Genomic DNA, 16,431 nt, shown 5'->3' on the forward strand with positions numbered 1-16,431 from the left:
CTACGCCCGCAGCCGCCGAGGACCGTGCGGCGCATCAGCCTTCTTGCTGGGCGCTGGTCTCGGCCTGTTCCGTTTTGGGTGCTGCGCGCAGGGCGATCACCGTGATCGCCGCCGCGATCATCACCAGACCCACCACCCAGAGGCCGGTGCGCTGGGAGCCGGTCGCGTCCTTGAGCGCACCGGTGATGTAGGGCGCCGCGAAGCCGCTGATGTTGCCCAACGAGTTGATCAGCGCGATGCCACCGGCCGCCGCCGCACCCGCCAGGAAGTTGCTCGGCAAGGCCCAGAACGTGGGTAGCGCGGCGCAGACACCGACCGCGCAGATCGTCACCGCGACCATCGCGCTGAACGGATTGCCCAGGTACAGCGCGATCGGGATGCACGCGCCGCCGAGCAACATCGGCAACGCGACGTGCCACACCCGCTCCCGAGTCCGGTCACCGTGCCCGGCCCAGAGCACCATGGCCACCGCACCGATCACGTACGGCACCGCAGTGATCAAACCGGTCTGCATCGTGGACAGATCGGTGCCGTACTGCTGCTCGAAGCCCTTGATGATGGTGGGCAGGAAGAAGCCCAGCGCGTACAGGCCGTAGGCGATGCCGAAGTACACGAACGCCAACGCCAGGATCCGCGGGTGGGTCAGGGCCTTGCGCAGCGGCCAGCTGTGGGCGGCCTCGGTCTGCTTGCGTTCGGCCTCCAGCTGCTCGTTCAGCCAGGCCCGTTCGTCGGCCGTGAGCCACTTCGCCTCGGACGGCCGGTCGGTCAGGTAGAACCAGGTGGCGACGGCCAGCAGCATCGCCGGGATGCCCTCGACGAGGAACATGAACCGCCATCCGGACAACCCGAAGACGCCGTGCCCGGCGCTGATCAACGCGCTGGACACCGTTGCGCCGATGGCGCTGGACACCGGGATCGCGGTCATGAACAGCGCGACCGCCTTCGCCCGTTGCGCCGCCGGGAACCAGTAGGTCAGGTACAGGATGATGCCGGGGAAGAACCCGGCCTCGGCCACCCCGAGCAGGAACCGCAGCACCACCAGGGCGGTGGCGTTGGGCACGAACGCCATGGCGGTCGCCACCAGGCCCCAGGTGATCATGATGCGCGCGAGCCACTTGCGCGCCCCGAAGCGGTGCAGCGCGAGGTTGCTCGGCACCTCCAGCACCAGGTAGCCGATGAAGAAGATGCCCGAGGCGAACCCGAAGACGGTCGCGCTCAGCCCCAGTTCGTCGTTCATCCCGTTCGGGCCAGCGAAACCGATGTTCACGCGGTCCAGGTAGTTGACGAAGTAGAGCAAGCAGAGGAAAGGCATCAACCGGACCGCGACTTTGCGCACGATCCGGTTCTGAACTCCAGCAGAGGCTGCGTCGACACTGCTCACCCAGGTGACCTAAGCCTCCAGCCCCCAATGGGTCAAGTGGTGGGCCGCTGATTGGGACGGCCGGTATCCGGATCGAAACCGGCCGACGTTACCGTTCAGGCATGCCCGAACGCCCAATTGCCCTGGTCACCGGCGCCTCACGAGGCATCGGTGCCGCCGTGGCCCGCGCACTGTCCGACACGCACGATCTGCTGTTGGGCGGGCGCGACACCGACGCGCTGCGGACGCTCGTCGACGAGTTGCCCGGCGCCACGCCTTGGCCGGTGGAACTCACCGATCACCACGCCGTCGCCACCGCGGTCACCGACATCGAACGGCTCAACGTGCTGGTGCACAGCGCCGGTCTCATCGAACTGGCGCCGGTCGCGGACGCGCGCAGCGACTCCTGGCGGCGCACCTTCGAGCTGAACCTCTTCGCGGTCACCGAGCTGACCAGGCTGCTGCTGCCCGCACTGCGTGCCGCGAAGGGGCACGTGGTGCTGGTCAACTCCGGCGCCGGGCTGTCCGCGAAGCCGCACTGGGGCTCCTACGCCGCGAGCAAGTTCGCGCTGCGCGCCTTCGCCGACGTGCTCCGCGCCGAAGAAGCGGCCAACGGCATGCGGGTCACCTCGGTTTTCCCCGGCCGAACCGTCACGGACATGCAGCGGAACGTCCGCGAGCAGGAGGACGCCGCGTTCGAGCCGGAGCGCTACCTGCGTCCCGAGTCGGTGGCGGGGCCGATCGTGTCCGCCGTGCACGCCAGCGCCGACGCGCACCTCACCGAGATCGTCATCCGACCGTCCTGACCCAGCGCACCCGGTCCGGTCGCCGCACCACCTGCGTCGGACCGGTTCAGCCCCGGATGTACTGCGCCGCCGTGCGGGCCGCCGCCTGCACAGCGCGGCGGTCCACCCGCGTGGGTTCGCTGTCGTGCAGCACTTCTTCGCCCGCGACCCAGACGTCCCGGACGTACCGGGACCCGGCCGCCCACACCACGTTCGCCAACACCTGGTCATCCGGTGCGTCCAGGCCGGTGGCGAACGCCGGGTTGTCGACGTCCAGGTGCACGATGTCAGCCCAGCGGCCCTGCTCCAGCGCTCCGATGTCGTCCCGGTGCAGGGCCTCGGCCCCGCCGCGTGTCGCCGCGAGCAGCGCCGCACCCGCGCTGAGGGCCGTCGCATCGCCGGTCGCGGTCCGCGCGAACAGGCCTGCGAGCTGCACCTCTTCCCACAGGTCGATGTCGTCGTTGCTGGATGGTCCGTCGGTGCCCAGGCCCACCGGAACACCCGCAGCGAGCAGATCGACCAGCCGAGCGGTTCCCGACGCGAGCTTCGCGTTGGACCCCGGGCAGTGCGCCACGCCCACCTGGCGGCGCGCGAACAACTCGATGTCCGCGTCCGAAAGGTGCACGCCGTGCGCGGCGAGCACCCGGCCGTCGAGCACGCCCAGCTTCTCCAGGAGGGCGGGCACCGAACCGAACTGCTCCCGCTGTTCCGCGTCTTCAGCGGCGGTTTCGGCCACGTGCGTGTGGACCAAGGCAGCGCGCTGCTGTGCGGACTCGCCGATCATCTGCAGCGCTTCCGGCGGCAGCGTGTAGGCCGAATGCGGACCGTAGGCCAGCTCCACCCGATCACTGGCGCCGAACCGCAGCCCGTCGGCATCGATCCACCGGTTGATGCCGTCGACCATGCCCTGCCAGCCGCCGAAATTGTCCAGCGCCGGTGTGGAGATCACCGCGGTGGCCAGCACCACCCGAGACCCGACCGACAGGGTCGCCTCGACCACTGCCTCGCCCATGAAGTACATCTCGGAGCTGGTCGTGACCCCGGCCCGCAGCATCTCGACGCATCCGAGCTCCATCCCGGCGCGGACGTCCGACGGTCGCAGCCGCGCCTCGGCGGGCCAGATGACCTCGTGCAGCCACCGCAGCAGCGGAAGATCGCCACCCGTCCCCCGCAGCAGGGTCATCGGGCTGTGCGCGTGCGCGTTGATCAGGCCCGGTAACAGGATTCCGCTGCATTCCCGGACGTTCGCATCGTGCGGACGCTCCGGTGCGCCGGTGCGCGGCCCGCAGTACACGATGCGCCCCTCTGCGTCGACGTCCACCACCGCGTCCCGGATCACCGAGCACGTCGGATCGCAGGGCAGAACGATCGGCGCGTGCAGGCGTAGTGCGATCGGCATGCCCGCATTCTGCCCGACGCTCATCCGCCGCCCCAGGGGCTTATGACGAGCAACATGATCACCCCCGCCAAGCCCGCGATGCCGGTCAGCACTGTCAGGAAAACGATGTCTTGCATTCGCTGTGTCATGACTCCAGCATCACCGGGTTCCGGCCCCCGGACCTCGGCTGATCGGCCCGCTGACCTCGTTCGATCGGCCAGTCCCCGGCGGCCAGTCGGCTGACCTCGGACGGGCTAGGTAGCCAGCGTCGATCCGTCCCGACGTCGGCCAAGCGGCGAGCCGTTTCCGAGGCGCTCAACGGCACCTTCGCGGGTGGTCAGCACGCAGCTCCACAACGACACCCTGACTTGGTGCAGTGGTGCACTCGGTGTCAAAGATCACACGAAGAGCGCGCGGTTGAAGGTCGTCCTGGAATTTGTGCCGCGTGCCCGGCCCGATCGCGGAATCGCCGCCGACCGACGCGAAAATCGACCACCGGTCATTCGTCGTCCATCAAACCGCTGCGCCACGCCCACGCCGCGGTCTCCACGCGGTTGCGGGCCTTGATCTTGCCCTGCGCGGCGGCGAGATGGGTCTTGACCGTGGACAACGACATGAACAGCTCGTTGCCGATCTCGCCGTTGGTCAGGCCGCGGGCGGTCGCCCGCACCACGTCGAGTTCCCGTTCGGTCAGCTCCACGGTCGGCGCGGGCACCGACCGGCGTTGCACCTGCGGCTGGGCGAAGTGCTTGAGCAGGCGCACCGTGATCTGCGGTGAGACCAGCGCGTCGCCGCGTTGCGCGGCCCGGATCGCCTCCAGCAGCAGGGTTGGACCAGCATCCTTGAGCAGGAATCCGCTCGCCCCGTTGCGCAACGCGCGCTCGACGTACTCGTCCAGGTCGAAGGTGGTCACGACGACGACCTTGACGGGCTCGGCCACGTCGGGACCGGCCAGTTGCTTGGTCGCCTCCAGCCCGTCGATCCCCGGCATCCGGATGTCCATCAGGCACACGTCCGGCCGCTTCTCCCGCGCGACGCGAACCGCGTCGATCCCGTTCGCGACGTCGGCCACCACTTCGATGTCGTCTTGGGACTCCAGGATCATCCGGAAACCGGCGCGCACCAGTTCCTGGTCGTCGGCGATCAACACCCGGATCATCGCTGTCCCACTTCCTCGGTCTGCTCCGCCAGCGGTAGCACCACTTCGACCCGCCAGCCGACGTGTTCTCCCGGCCCCGCGCGGAACCGGCCGCCGAGCAACTCGATCCGTTCCCGCATGCCGACCAAACCGTATCCGCCCGATCCACCGACGGGCTGACGGCGTGCCATTGTGCCGTCATCGGTGATCAGGGCGTACAAGTTCGCCAGGTCGGCCCGCACGTCGACCTGCACATAGCTCGCGTCCAGCGCGTGCTTCTCCGCGTTGGTCAGGGATTCCTGCACCACGCGCAGGGCGGACCGGGCGACCTCCGGTGGGATTTCCCGACCGAGGTCCACCCGCAGGTTCACCGTGGGCGCGCCCGCGTGACCGGCGACGCGTTGGGTCGCGGCGACCAGCGCCTGCAGATCCGCCTCCAGGTTGGTGGTGGCTTGTTCGGTGGCCTCCGAGGCACCGGCTGGTTCGGCACCGCGCATGCTGGCAACCAGCCGTCGCATCGCGGTCAGCGCTTCCGTGCCGCTCTCGGAGATGCGCGCCAACGCGTCGGTCGCCGCCTTCGGGTTCTGCGCCGCGACGAGTTGGGCCGCCTGCGCCTGCACCACGATGCCGGTGACGTGGTGCGCCACCACGTCGTGCAGTTCCCGCGCCAGCGCCATCCGCTCGGCGTGCTGCGCGTCCGACACGGCGGCCTGCACCGATTTCGCCCGTTCCTCGTCCCGTGCGCGGAAGTACATCCCGGTGCCGACCGAGATCGCCAGCAGCAGACCACCCAGGAACACGGATTGCAGCTGATCGCTCAGATCGCCGTAACTTCCGCCCTCCAGCGGCGTGACGAACAGCGCGAACAGCGCTGCGGCGACCAGCGCGACGCCGGACCGCACGGCGCGTCGCGGCTCGGCGTGACGGGTCGCGAACGTCAGCAGCAACATGCCCGCACCGGTCGACGAAATCGGCACCGGGCCGAGGAGCCCGGACTCGGCCTCCAACCCCAGGAACCGCATCACCAGCGCCGTCAGCACCAGCGCCACCGACCCGAGCATGGCCGCCTCGACCGGGCGCATCGGCGCGAACACGGCCAGCACCGACATCACCAGCCCACCCAGCAGCACGACCACGAGGGCGATCAGCGATCCATTGCTCCTGGCGAATTCCAGGAACAGCAGGATGCTCAGCGCCGCGATCACCGGCCACTGGCGACGCAACAGCACCCGGATCGGGCTGTCCAGGGCGTCGTCCCGGACCAGCCACTTCCCGCGCAGGTACAAGCCGGTTCCGGTGGCGAGCAGCAGTTGCAGGAACCCGAAACCCACGGTCTGGCTGAGTGAATACGTCGTGCCGTCGCGGAAGACCACCGCCGCCAGGCACGCCACCACCAAGGCTGCGGTGACCACGATGGCCTTCCGAACCGGGCGGAACTGGAAGAGGTAGAGCACCAGCAGCAGCCCGGCCAGGTTCTCGGTCGGCAAGACCGACTCCAACCCGAGCGAGTACACGTTCGCGTCCGTCAGCCGGACGACCGCCGTGGTGCCGCACAGCAGAACGGCCGCAGCCAGCCCGCACCGCACCGGATGGCGGCGACCGAAGATCGCGAGCACCGCCATCGCGGTGATCGGCAGGATCAGCAGCGGACTCCGCCCATGATCCGTCAGCAGCGCGAGCGCGTCCCCGCTCCAGACCAGTCCGAGCAGCGCAGCGAAGATCCACTGCTCGTGCAGGAAGGCACCGAACCGTCGCCACCACGGTTCGGCTGGTTCGGTTTTCGGAGACGTCACGAAACTGCTCACGCCAAAACGGTAGTCGGTGGCGAATTCGAGCACCTTGGCCGAATGGTTCGAATGCCCTGACCGATCGGCCGACCTCCGGCACTCGATCAACGGCCCGCAGGCCGATCCCAAAACTCCCGCTGATCGCCAATCTCGAATCACACGCGTCCCGCATCCAGCGGTGACCCAGGGCACTAAAGCAGGAGGAAGGAATGTCGGCTCCCATGGTCGACCAGCGGCCCGGAAATCCGTTCCTGGTGGGACGAGGGCTGGTCAAGAACTACGGCACGGACCGGGCACTTGCCGGGGTGGATCTCGCGATCCACCCCGGCGAGGTGTTGGCGATCGTCGGGCCTTCGGGCTCCGGCAAGACGACTCTGCTGCACGTGCTGGCCGGGATCCTGCGCCCGGACAGCGGCGAGGTCCTGCTGGACGGGCACCGCATCGACCAGCTCGGCGAGGCCAAGCGCAGCGAGCTGCGGCGGCACGCGTTCGGCTTCGTGTTCCAGCAGGGCCTGCTGGTCGGCGAGCTGACCGCGGTGGAGAACACGGCGTTGCCGCTGCTGCTGGCCGGGGCCGACCGGAAGCAGGCGCTGGCGGGCGCGCAGGACTGGTTGCACCGGCTCGGCCTCGCTGGGCTGGAGAAACGGCTGCCCGGCGAGCTCTCCGGCGGTCAGGCGCAGCGGGTTGCGATCGCGCGCGCCCTGGCGCACCGACCGAAGGTGATCTTCGCCGACGAACCCACCGGGGCGTTGGACACCCGCACCGGAGCCGAGACCACCAATGCCCTGTTCACCGCCGCGGCGGCCACCCAAGCCGCCGTCGTCATCGTGACGCACGACCGGGAACTGGCCGCCAAGGCAGGGCGAACCGTGGAGATCCGCGACGGTGTGATCGCGGGCGGGGTGATGGTCGGATGAATCCCGTCCAACTGGCGCTCCGGGTGCTGCGGGTGGACTCCCGCAGCCGCCTTTCAGCCGTGCTCACCGCGGCCGGGGTCGCGGTCGCCACGGCGCTGATCCTGTTCCTGGCGACCCTGCCGAACGCGACCCAGGCGCGGCTGGACCGGTCAATGTGGCAACGCGACGCCGTCGACCCGTCCGGCGCGGTTTCGCTGGCCAGCCAGGACTTCTTCCACAACGAGACGATCACCCGGTTGGACACCGAGGGCAGCCCGGCTCCGACCGGTGGTGCGCCGGTGTTCCCGGGCGCCGGTGAGGTTCTGCTGTCCCCGCAACTGGCGGATCTGGCCGAGCACTACCCGCGCGAGGAACTCGCCAACCGGTTCCCGGGCCGGGTGATCGGCGTGCTGGACGAGAGTTCGCTGAAGTTCCCGGAGCAACTCGTCGCGATCGTCGGGCATCCACCGGGCACATTGGACCCCTCCGGTGCCTCGGACTTCAGCTCGGCGTCGGTCGGCGAGGAAGACCTGCTGCTGAATCTGCTGTCCGGCGTGGGCATCGTGCTGCTCGCCATTCCCAGCCTGGTCCTGGTCGCATCCGCGGCCAGGCTGACCGCGGCACGTCGGGAGCGTCGACTCGCGGCGCTGCGGCTGGCCGGTGCCACCCCCGGGCAGGTGATCGGCACCGTCACCGCGGAGACCACGATCGCCGCGGTGACGGGCACCGTGATCGGGCTCGTGCTGAGCTGGCCGCTGCGGTACTTGGGGGCGCAGATCCCGTGGGGCGGCGGCACCTGGCTGGCCACCGACTTCACCCCGTCGACGCTCACGGTCCTCGCGGTGGCGATCGTGATTCCGCTGCTGGTCATCCTGGCTGCGGTGCTGGGGCTGCGCCGAGTGGTGCAGGCTCCCGTCGGAGCGGCGATGAACCACTCGAGGAAGGCGCCCAAGGCATGGCGGTTGCTCTCCCTCGTGGCAGTGGCAGCGTTCTTCGCCTTCGGTCTCGCCGTGGCCAAGGACACCGGCGGCCTCACACTGCTGCTCGCGTCGCTGGCCGCGGTACTGGTGTCGGCGTCGATCGTCGGTCCGTGGCTGACCGGCGCGCTCGGCGCGCTGTTCGCCACGCTGTGGCGGCGACCGGCGATGCTGCTTGCGGGCCGCAGGTTGCGCAGCGATCCGAAGGCCGCCTACCGCTCGGTGTCCGGCATCGTCCTCGCGGTCTTCGTCGGGTCGATGGCACTGACCCTGCTGCCCAGCTTCGAAGCCTTCGCCGGGGGTGGCCGCTCCTTCAAGGACTCCGTGCTGTACGTGGACGTGCCGTCCGAGCAAGCCGCCGCCCAGCAACAGCGCATCACCGAGGAGTTGGCGCGCAACGGCACGAACGCCACGGCCACCGAGGCCGGACGAGTCTCCCTGGAAACCCCTGACGGCGAGGAGTTCTCCGGGTTGGTGATCAGTTGCCCGGACGCCGCGGCGGTGACCCGGATGGCTGTCGGGGTGTGCACGGGCCCACCGGCCATTCGAGCCGACCCGTCCACCCGGCTGCCGAGTTCCGGCCTGCAGATCCAGTGGTACCCATGGCTCAGCGATTCCCCGGAGCCAGTGAAGGTCCCGCTACCGGCAGGCGTCGTGGTGCGCCCGCTCGGCGGCCAGGACCCGGAGCTGAGCGATTCGGTGCTGATCGATCCCGCACTGGCGCCCGAGCTGGCCAACGTCGGGCAAGCCACGTTGCTGGTGAACCCGGCGACCGATGCCGACCGGGAGAAGGCACGCACCGCGCTCGGCGCGGCACTGCCCGGCGTGACGTTCAACAGCCGTGAATTGCGGCTCTACGAACAGCAGACGATGCTGGCGGATCTCAAGCGGGTCACGGCCATCGGCTTGGCGCTCGCCGCGTTGCTCGCGGGCAGCAGTGCCGCGATCACCGCCGCATCGTCGGTGGTCGATCGGCGGCGCACCTTCGGAGCGTTGATCGCCGCGGGCACGCCGGTGCGCATGTTGGGACGCGCGCTGCGAACCGAGGCCGCGCTGCCCGCGCTGGTCGCGACGCTGGGCGCAGGTGCGGGCGGCATCGCGGTCGGGATCGGCATGTTGGGCCTGTTCGGCTCGGAAACCCCGGTGGTGATCAACGGCTGGATCTTCGCCCCGGTCGTGATCGGTGTGGCGGTCGCGGTGCTCGCCGCCGCCAGCAGCGGGCCGATGCTGCGCCGGATCAGCGCCGAACCCATCTCCGACGAGTAGCCACCGGCACGGACCGCACCAGCCATTCGGCCAGTCCCGCAGCCGCCGGACTGGCCGAATGGCCACCCGGCCGAACCATCTGGCCGATCCGCCGCACCGGCCGGAAAAGCGACGATTTAGGTATCAGAAGCGAAGTCGGGGAGGGTTTGAGATGTTCGTCAACGCGATTTCCATCGTCGGAGCCGTAATTGCCTTGGCGGTGCTGCTGCTCATGGCGGTCAGTTCCGTGCTGCCGGATCTACTGGAGCGGTTCGCCCCGAACGCGGATCGTCCGGTCAGTCCTCGGGCAGATCGGTCCCCAGGCAGCGCCGACTCATCCGCGCCAGCACGTCGTAGCGGAGCCGGGTCGGTTCGGGGGACCGGAAGCCGGGCGGTGTGCCCTGCCGGGCACGCTGGGCCGCTTCCTTGGTGACGGTGAACATCGGTCGGTGGGAGCCGGTTCGCGGCCCCGACCGCAGCCAAGCCAACCGGTGCAACGCCTCGCTGTGGTGGTCGATGATCGTGACGCGCGCGGAGTCGAACGAGTACAGCACGGCCCGGTTGATCTCGACGATCGCCCGGTCCCGCCACAGCGTTCGTTCCGTGGACGTGTCCATGCCCAGCCGTTCGGCCACATGCCGGGCGATGCCGTACGCGTTCTCGTCGGCCAAGCCGCGAGTGCCGATCTCGGTTCCCACGAACCAGGTGTTGAACGGCGCGGCCGGGTACCGGATGCCGCCGATGAGCAGCTGCATGTTGCTGATCAGCGGCACGGTGTGCCAGCGGAGTCCGAGTTCGCGGAACCACGGGAATTCCGGGTGCTCCAACGGCACTTCCTGCACCACGTCGCGCGGCACGGTCAGCAGCTTGGTGCCTTCGTGTGCGGTTTCGACCACCAGCGGCACGTGGTCGAAACGCCCGCGCTCGCTGGGCGGTTTCCATCCGAGTCGCTGCACCTCAGCGGTGAAGCCTTGGTAGCGCGCATCGCCGAGCACGCCACCGTCGGACAAGGTGTAGCCCGCGTACCGGACCACCTGTTCGTTCCAAATGCACGGGCCGGGTCGGTCCGGCGCATCCGGGGCGAAAACGGTGACCAACGGCTGGAGTTGCCCAGCGTTGGTGGCCAGCCGGAGGTGCTCGAAGCACTCACTGGCGATCGCGGAGGCGTTGCGCAGACCTCGCAGGTCGCGCACCCGCAACCGACGCCACGGCGCGCCGCTGGTGCACCAACCACTGTCGCGCAGCGCAATCCGCGCGCCGTAGGCGAGTTCCGCGCTGGTGTGCCAGTAGGTGCCGGTCTCGGCAACCGCCCGGCGCACCTCGGCCAGCCGCTTGGTCAGGGGTCCGGCCTCGGGGTGAGCATCGTGGAAGGCGCGCAGGAACTCCTCGGCGGCCGAGATATCCGTGGTCGACTCGGGCCGACAGGGGTCGAGCTCGCGCGCCCTGTCGCTGTTGCCGGTGCCGTTAATGTCGCTGTCCGGCGAGCGCTGTTGGATCGGGATGACTTCATCACGGATAACGGTCACGGACCGGTAACGTAGTCGCGATCGCCGTTCACTCGTCACTCCGGAAGCGCTCTTCTTTCCGGTGAATTCACGAACCCACGATCGCGCGTAGAGCCACTCGCCGTAGCAGCTATCGTCCCAACGAAAGCCACCCTTGATCGCCCAATCAGGTGAACATCTTCCACCGATCCACAGTCCGACCAATCGGAGACGCAACGACCGGCGTCTGCTTGTCCCGCCTACCGGTGCCGGTGGCGGTGTTGCCGATTTCTCGCGAAATTAGCACTTGCCGTGGGGCAGGATGATGTGTCGCCGCCGGATTCCCCGCGCTGGCAATCAACGGCAGTCGATGACCGGACGTCTATCAGAGCATCTGGGGCAGCCGTCATGGCTGGAGCGTTGTCCGTCTGTTGCGCAGTGTTTCGCGCGTGCGTACTGCCAGAAGTTGAACGGCGACCGTCACGGCTGCGCCAAGGACGAACGAGGCGCCGCCGATCGGACGTACCAGGATCGCGACTGAGAGGCAGAACGTCGCAAAGCTGAGCAGGCTCATGACCGCACCCGCCAGGGTTCGCGCGGTCGCTGCGGGTCCGTGCTGCGCGTGGACGAAGGTTGCCACGACGCTCATCGCAGTGGGGAACGGTGCCAGCAGTCCGGTCCAGTTCGGACCGAGCGCGCCGGAAGCTGTTGTAACTGCGAGCACCAGGATGCCGGTCGCGATCGCACGGCTGGGCAGGTCCCACGATGGCGACGCTGGTTGCTCCAACTCGGCTTCCGGCTCAGTTCTCGGCATGAGAATCATCGCGGCAGTGGTCGCGACCAGTGTGAACGCAAAAGCGACGAGCGTGGTGACCCGGACAAGGGATAGCGCAACGTCCATTGCCAGCACGGCAGTCCAGCTCGTGGCCAACGTGGCGAGCCAGCCGAAACGACCGGCAGCACGGGAGAACACCACCGCGAACGCAGCAATCGACACGAGTCCCAGCAGGGAAGAACTGGCTGCACCGCTGGCGAAGTCCGCGCCGTGCTGCAGGTAGGAGATGAACAGGATCGGCCCGGCAACGATCGGAAGACCGACGAGAATCCCCGCGACTTCGGATCCCCACCGGCGCCCGGCCAGCGTGGACGTCACGACCAACAGGGGAGCGAGAAACAGCTTCAGCAGCAGAATGCCCACTTGCTGGCAGTCTGCCAAACTCCCCGCCACTTGTCGCCGTGTTTGTCGCGCCGCGGGCTAGAAGTCGCCCGGCCCGCACGCAAGCGCTCGGAGTCCGCATCGCCGCTGCAAAGGTGAGCGGCAGTCGCTCTACGACGACGCTGGTTGCTGGTGGCAGCTGGAACGATTCGTCGCCCGTGGGCCTTGCAGTTGGCGGTGCTGATCGGGCAGCGGGTGATATCGGTCCGGCGCATCCTTCGTTGGGGCGCCACCTCCCCTCGATCCGGACGAGTGTCGTGTGCTTGTCGTAGCAGCCGAGCTACGACGCGCCGAAGCCTTGCAGCGCGACTCCCAGACGAGACGGCTCATAGATTCACAACAGCTGCACAAACGGATTGCCCGTTCGGCCCGAGAAGCCAGCGCGTTCGGCAACTCGCCGAGAAGGCCGGGTGTGGGTGCGGGTCGCAGAGGAACCTGCGGCGTGTTCATGCCCCCGCTGCTGATGGACGAAACAGGATCCCAGCCAGCGCCCGCCGCAACGGATGGAAGTCCAGACCGCGATCGAGTACCGGTCTTCGCTCCATCCAGACCACAGGCGGCCAGCAAGGCGCCTGGTCTAGGTGGGATCTCCGCTGGACGACAGGGTTGGTGATCCCTGCGAACTCCAGGCCACCAAGCGTTGTGCGGCCACCTGTGCGCCGTCGGCGCGCAGCGACGTGGCCACAACGCGGGCGCGGGCCGCGACGTCCGGTTCCAGGGCTTGGCTGAGGGTCTTGGTCAGCGAATCGGCCGTCGGCATGCGCTGCGGGTGCGCGACCCCGATCCCGAGGTGGCCGACCCGCCGGGCCCAGTAGTGCTGGTCGTAGACCTGGGGGATGACGACCTGGGGCGCCCCGGCTCCCGCGGCGGCGGTCGTGGTTCCCGCGCCGCCGTGGTGCACGACGGCGGCGACCCGCCGGAACAGCTCTTGGTGGTTGACCTCTCCGATCAACAGGCAGTCGTCCCCGTCGTCCGGCAGCGGCAGGTCGGCCCATCCACGGGAGATGATCGCGCGGCGTCCGAGTGCGCGGGCCGCGGTGGTCATCACTTGGCTGATGTCGTCCCCAGGGGAACGCATGCTGCCCAGTCCGAAGTAGACCGGTGGCTCGCCCGCGTCGAGGAAGGTTGCCAACTCGATCGGTAGCGGGCGTTCGTCCGGCAGGATCCACGCGCCCGTCCGAATCACGGTCGGGTCGTCGGGCTCGGGCCAGGGGCCCAGCACCGGGTCGGCGGCCAGCCAGGGCCGATCGCCGAGGACGTGGTTGCGCACGTCGTCGACCGGTGGCAGACCGACGCTGGCGCGGTGGGCGTTGAGCGCGGCGCGCCAGGTGTCGTTCCAACGCCGCGCGTCCAACGCCCACTGCTGGCGGTGGTCGCCCGTCTCGTCCTGCGGCCATCCCGGCCACGGGGCTGGCGCGTGGTGCGGGGACGGCAAGGTGGTGGGGCAGTAGTGGAAGTGGACGTAGCCGATCCCCATCAACTCGGCCACCGACCGAGCGGCGACGAGCACGGCCCCGCCCGCCACCAGGACATCAGCCTCCCGCGCGGCCCCCGGGAGCGTGGCGAACTGCGCGGCCACGGCGTCCTCCGCTGCCTGACGCCATCCCTCGGGCGAGGACAGGTCCCACTTGTCCGTTGCTGCTTCGGATGTCGCCCCAGGACGCATCACCGCTCCGAGGGGGACCGCCGAGATTCCCAGATCCTCGATCCACTCGCAGAAGTCAGGGGGCACGCACACTCGAACGTCCTGGCCGAGCGCTTTCAACCGCCAGGCCAGCGCCGCCACCGGCTGGACCTCCCCGCGCGACCCGATGGTCGACAACAACACACGCACTTGAACTCCCAGCTTTCCGGGCACACCTCGACATCGCGGCGCAACTACTGCCTGGCGCATTAACTGTGTGACGCATTAGTTGTGCCACGCAGATTAATCGTGCTAGCTTCCGGATAACAAGCCGAACGGGAAGGCAGCGCTGGAGTGAGCAGTACGGGCAGCGGCACGGCGGCCGGGCGGGTGCTGGCAGCCCTGCCGGATTGGGGAAACGCCACCGCCCAGCTCAACGCCGAGATCGCCAAGCAGATGGGTGTCACGCTCAGCGATCTGGACTGCCTGCACGCGCTCAACAAGCACGGACCCGCCACCGCGGCCGAACTCGCCAAGCACGTGGGGCTGACGTCGGGTTCGGTATCACGCATGATCGACCGCCTCGACGCGGCGGGCTGCATCGAGCGGGTCCGCGATCCCGGCGACCGACGCAGGGTGCTCATCGAGCCCACCACCGAAGGGCTCAACCGCGTGCGCGCCTACTACGCCGGACTCGCCGCGCACACCCGCGACGATCTCGCCGACTTCACGGACGCGGAGCTCGCCGCGGTGTTGCGCTTCATCCAGCGGGTCCACGACAACAGCGCGGCCGAACTCGCCCGGCTGCGAGCCGCACCGACTGAAACTCGCCAATGACCAACGCCAAGTACGCCCGAGACGAGCAGCGCCGCTGAATCCACCCATCGCACAAGACGCGAGCAGCAGATACCACCGACCGAGGATCACACGAACGCCGCCCAGCCCGAGCCCCGGCAGCGGCGGTTCAGCACGAACGAGCTCCACGCCCGCTGAACCCGCGTGCTTCTGCGACGAGGCCGGTCGCGATGCCGATCGGCGCTGACGCCTATCAGACGCGTTCGAAGATCAAGTCGCGGATCGCGCGGCCTTCTTCGTGGGCGCGGTTCTCGAACTTCGTGACCGGCCGCCATTCCGGCCGCGGCGCCCAGTCGCCCGGCTCGTCGGCGTACCGGTTGCGCAGCTGCGGCTCCGCCCGGCAGACCTCCAGCATCTGCTCGGCGTAGTTCTCCCAGTCCGTCGCGAGGTGCAGCACGCCGCCCGGCGCGAGGCGGGACGCGATCAACTCCACCGAGTCGGGTTGCACGAGACGGCGCTTGTGGTGCCGCTTCTTGGGCCACGGGTCCGGGAAGTAGATGCGCACCTCGGCGAGCGACGCTGGTTCGATGTGCTCGCGCAGCAGCACGATCGCATCCCCGCGCAGCAGCCGGAGGTTGGTCACTCCCAGCTTCTCCGCCCGGAGCATCAGCTGGGCCAAGCCCGGCTTGTAGACCTCGACCGCCAGGTAGTTGACCTCGGGCTGGGCGGCCACGAGCTGCGCGGTCGTTTCGCCCATGCCGGAACCGATCTCCAGCACCAGCGGCGCGCGGCGACCGAACCAGGTCGTGACGTCCAGTGGACCTTCGGGCAGCGCGGTCACCTCGTGGCCCAGCTCGGGCCAGTGGCAGTCCCAGGCCCGCTGTTGACCCACCGTCATCCGCTCGCCGCGCTGGACGTAGCTGACGACAGTTCGACGAAACGGAACCTGCTGGTCAGACGCGTTCACGAGAACTCAGTATCGCAAACCCGCAGCACACCCCGACGACCGAACCCGGTGCGGCCGTCGGGGCCGGTTGATCACCAGGCTTCGATCTGCGGCAACATCGAGATCAGCCCGGCGGCCTGCTTGACCGGCACCGGAACCGGTTCGGTGTCGCCGTGCGCGGCCACCACGTTCAACCAACCCGGATGCTCGTCGGTGAGCACCACGGTGGTGGGCATCTTCATCGCCCCCCGGTCCGACGGCGCGTACTCCCAGTACCCGGCTTCGCCGATCCCGGCCCAAGGCACGAAGACCCAACCCGGCCGGGCGCCGAGCACCGCGTGCACCTCGTCTTCGATCTCGAACGCCGCGCCGCGTGACGGGATCTCGCCTCGATCCAGCGCCCGCAGCCACCACGGGGCGGGCAGTCGGCGCTGCGCGCCGTGCAACTTGCGGAACAGGTCGAGGACCTGCTGCTCCGGTGCGGTGTGGATCCAACTTCGGCGCAGCGATGCGGGGGTTGCAGCCTCCAGCGCGGGCGGGTGCGCCTCGGTCGCCAGGGACCATTCCAGACGCGGCACCGGTTCAAGTTGAACATCGCTGTCCGGCCGTTTCAGACGCACGTCTTTCTGCTGCCTCTGGACTACCGAGCCTTCCTTCGAAACCGCCATGGCCCACCCCTCTGCTGTTGAGAAAGTTGCGAGCCGATCCAACTCGCCCTCGCCCAGCGCATGCCCCCAAGCGACGCTGGTTCGGGACATCTCTACTCATGCCTTACCACAGCCAAGTCAAAGAATGACACA

Annotated in this window: 13 protein-coding genes; 4 read left to right on the forward strand and 9 right to left on the reverse strand. The window is 68.8% G+C overall.

The genetic code is table 11. The annotated features are described in order from the left end of the window. Positions 1–34: 34 nt before the first annotated feature. The gene (locus tag MOQ72_RS15705; protein WP_242184287.1) at positions 35–1,381 is read right to left on the reverse strand and encodes an MFS transporter; all 1,347 of its coding nucleotides are present in this window, start codon (positions 1,379–1,381) and stop codon (positions 35–37) included. Between the two features lie 101 nt (positions 1,382–1,482). Here MOQ72_RS15705 and MOQ72_RS15710 point away from each other — a divergent pair, with 101 nt between their 5' ends. After that, positions 1,483–2,166, forward strand: coding sequence for an SDR family oxidoreductase (locus tag MOQ72_RS15710; protein ID WP_242184288.1), 684 nt, complete (start codon positions 1,483–1,485; stop codon positions 2,164–2,166). A 46-nt stretch (positions 2,167–2,212) separates the two neighbouring features. Here the strand turns inward: MOQ72_RS15710 and MOQ72_RS15715 are convergent, their stop codons facing one another. The 3 genes from MOQ72_RS15715 to MOQ72_RS15725 all read right to left on the reverse strand — a co-directional run bounded on the left by MOQ72_RS15715 (position 2,213) and on the right by MOQ72_RS15725 (position 6,466). Continuing rightward, positions 2,213–3,544: an amidohydrolase family protein gene (locus MOQ72_RS15715; protein ID WP_242184289.1), complete on the reverse strand. Its 1,332-nt coding sequence runs from the start codon at positions 3,542–3,544 to the stop codon at positions 2,213–2,215. Between the two features lie 478 nt (positions 3,545–4,022). Beyond that, on the reverse strand, positions 4,023–4,682 hold the full coding sequence (locus MOQ72_RS15720) for a response regulator transcription factor (RefSeq protein WP_242184290.1): 660 nt from the start codon (positions 4,680–4,682) through the stop codon (positions 4,023–4,025). Next, positions 4,679–6,466: a sensor histidine kinase gene (locus tag MOQ72_RS15725; protein ID WP_242184291.1), complete on the reverse strand. Its 1,788-nt coding sequence runs from the start codon at positions 6,464–6,466 to the stop codon at positions 4,679–4,681. The genes MOQ72_RS15720 and MOQ72_RS15725 overlap by 4 nt, the downstream gene beginning before the upstream one ends. 191 nt (positions 6,467–6,657) lie before the next feature. On the opposite strand from MOQ72_RS15725, the gene MOQ72_RS15730 reads away from it, so the two are divergent. Beyond that, positions 6,658–7,365 carry an ABC transporter ATP-binding protein gene (locus MOQ72_RS15730; protein ID WP_242184292.1) on the forward strand — a complete coding sequence of 236 codons (708 nt, stop codon included), beginning with the start codon at positions 6,658–6,660 and terminating at the stop codon, positions 7,363–7,365. Further along, a complete protein-coding gene (locus MOQ72_RS15735; protein WP_242184293.1) occupies positions 7,362–9,587 on the forward strand; it encodes an FtsX-like permease family protein in 2,226 nt (741 codons plus the stop codon). The genes MOQ72_RS15730 and MOQ72_RS15735 overlap by 4 nt, the downstream gene beginning before the upstream one ends. Before the next feature lie 275 nt (positions 9,588–9,862). On the opposite strand, the gene MOQ72_RS15740 is transcribed toward MOQ72_RS15735, so the two are convergent. From MOQ72_RS15740 to MOQ72_RS15750, 3 genes are all read right to left on the reverse strand, one after another. Then, a complete protein-coding gene (locus MOQ72_RS15740) occupies positions 9,863–11,092 on the reverse strand; it encodes a nitric oxide synthase oxygenase (RefSeq protein WP_242184295.1) in 1,230 nt (409 codons plus the stop codon). 364 nt (positions 11,093–11,456) lie between these two features. Further along, positions 11,457–12,248: a hypothetical protein gene (locus MOQ72_RS15745; protein WP_242184296.1), complete on the reverse strand. Its 792-nt coding sequence runs from the start codon at positions 12,246–12,248 to the stop codon at positions 11,457–11,459. Positions 12,249–12,843: 595 nt separating this feature from the next. Beyond that, positions 12,844–14,100 (reverse strand): glycosyltransferase, encoded by a 1,257-nt coding sequence (locus MOQ72_RS15750; protein ID WP_242184297.1) that lies wholly within the window; start codon positions 14,098–14,100, stop codon positions 12,844–12,846. 144 nt (positions 14,101–14,244) lie between these two features. Between MOQ72_RS15750 and MOQ72_RS15755 the strand changes: the two genes are divergently transcribed. Then, entirely contained in the window at positions 14,245–14,727 is a 483-nt protein-coding gene (locus tag MOQ72_RS15755) for a MarR family winged helix-turn-helix transcriptional regulator (protein ID WP_242184298.1), read from the forward strand. A 211-nt stretch (positions 14,728–14,938) separates the two neighbouring features. Here MOQ72_RS15755 and trmB read toward each other — a convergent pair whose 3' ends face one another. Together trmB and MOQ72_RS15765 are read right to left on the reverse strand one after the other, a co-directional pair. Next, the gene (gene trmB / locus MOQ72_RS15760) at positions 14,939–15,583 is read right to left on the reverse strand and encodes a tRNA (guanosine(46)-N7)-methyltransferase TrmB (protein WP_242184399.1); all 645 of its coding nucleotides are present in this window, start codon (positions 15,581–15,583) and stop codon (positions 14,939–14,941) included. Positions 15,584–15,723: 140 nt separating this feature from the next. Beyond that, complete coding sequence (locus MOQ72_RS15765; protein WP_242184299.1) at positions 15,724–16,209, reverse strand: hypothetical protein; 486 nt, start codon at positions 16,207–16,209, stop codon at positions 15,724–15,726. Between the last annotated feature and the right edge of the window lie 222 nt (positions 16,210–16,431).

The sequence above is a fragment of the Saccharopolyspora soli genome (genome assembly GCF_022678645.1).
Lineage (GTDB): Bacteria > Actinomycetota > Actinomycetes > Mycobacteriales > Pseudonocardiaceae > Saccharopolyspora > Saccharopolyspora soli.

Excerpts from the sequence above, each read along its gene's own strand:
- MOQ72_RS15710 (WP_242184288.1), top strand. The coding sequence starts at position 1,483 with ATGCCCGAACGCCCAATTGCCCTGGTCACCGGCGCCTCACGAGGCATC.
- MOQ72_RS15715 (WP_242184289.1), bottom strand. The coding sequence starts at position 3,544 with ATGCCGATCGCACTACGCCTGCACGCGCCGATCGTTCTGCCCTGCGAT.
- MOQ72_RS15720 (WP_242184290.1), bottom strand. The coding sequence starts at position 4,682 with ATGATCCGGGTGTTGATCGCCGACGACCAGGAACTGGTGCGCGCCGGT.
- MOQ72_RS15730 (WP_242184292.1), top strand. The coding sequence starts at position 6,658 with ATGTCGGCTCCCATGGTCGACCAGCGGCCCGGAAATCCGTTCCTGGTG.
- MOQ72_RS15735 (WP_242184293.1), top strand. The coding sequence starts at position 7,362 with ATGAATCCCGTCCAACTGGCGCTCCGGGTGCTGCGGGTGGACTCCCGC.
- trmB (WP_242184399.1), bottom strand. The coding sequence starts at position 15,583 with ATGACGGTGGGTCAACAGCGGGCCTGGGACTGCCACTGGCCCGAGCTG.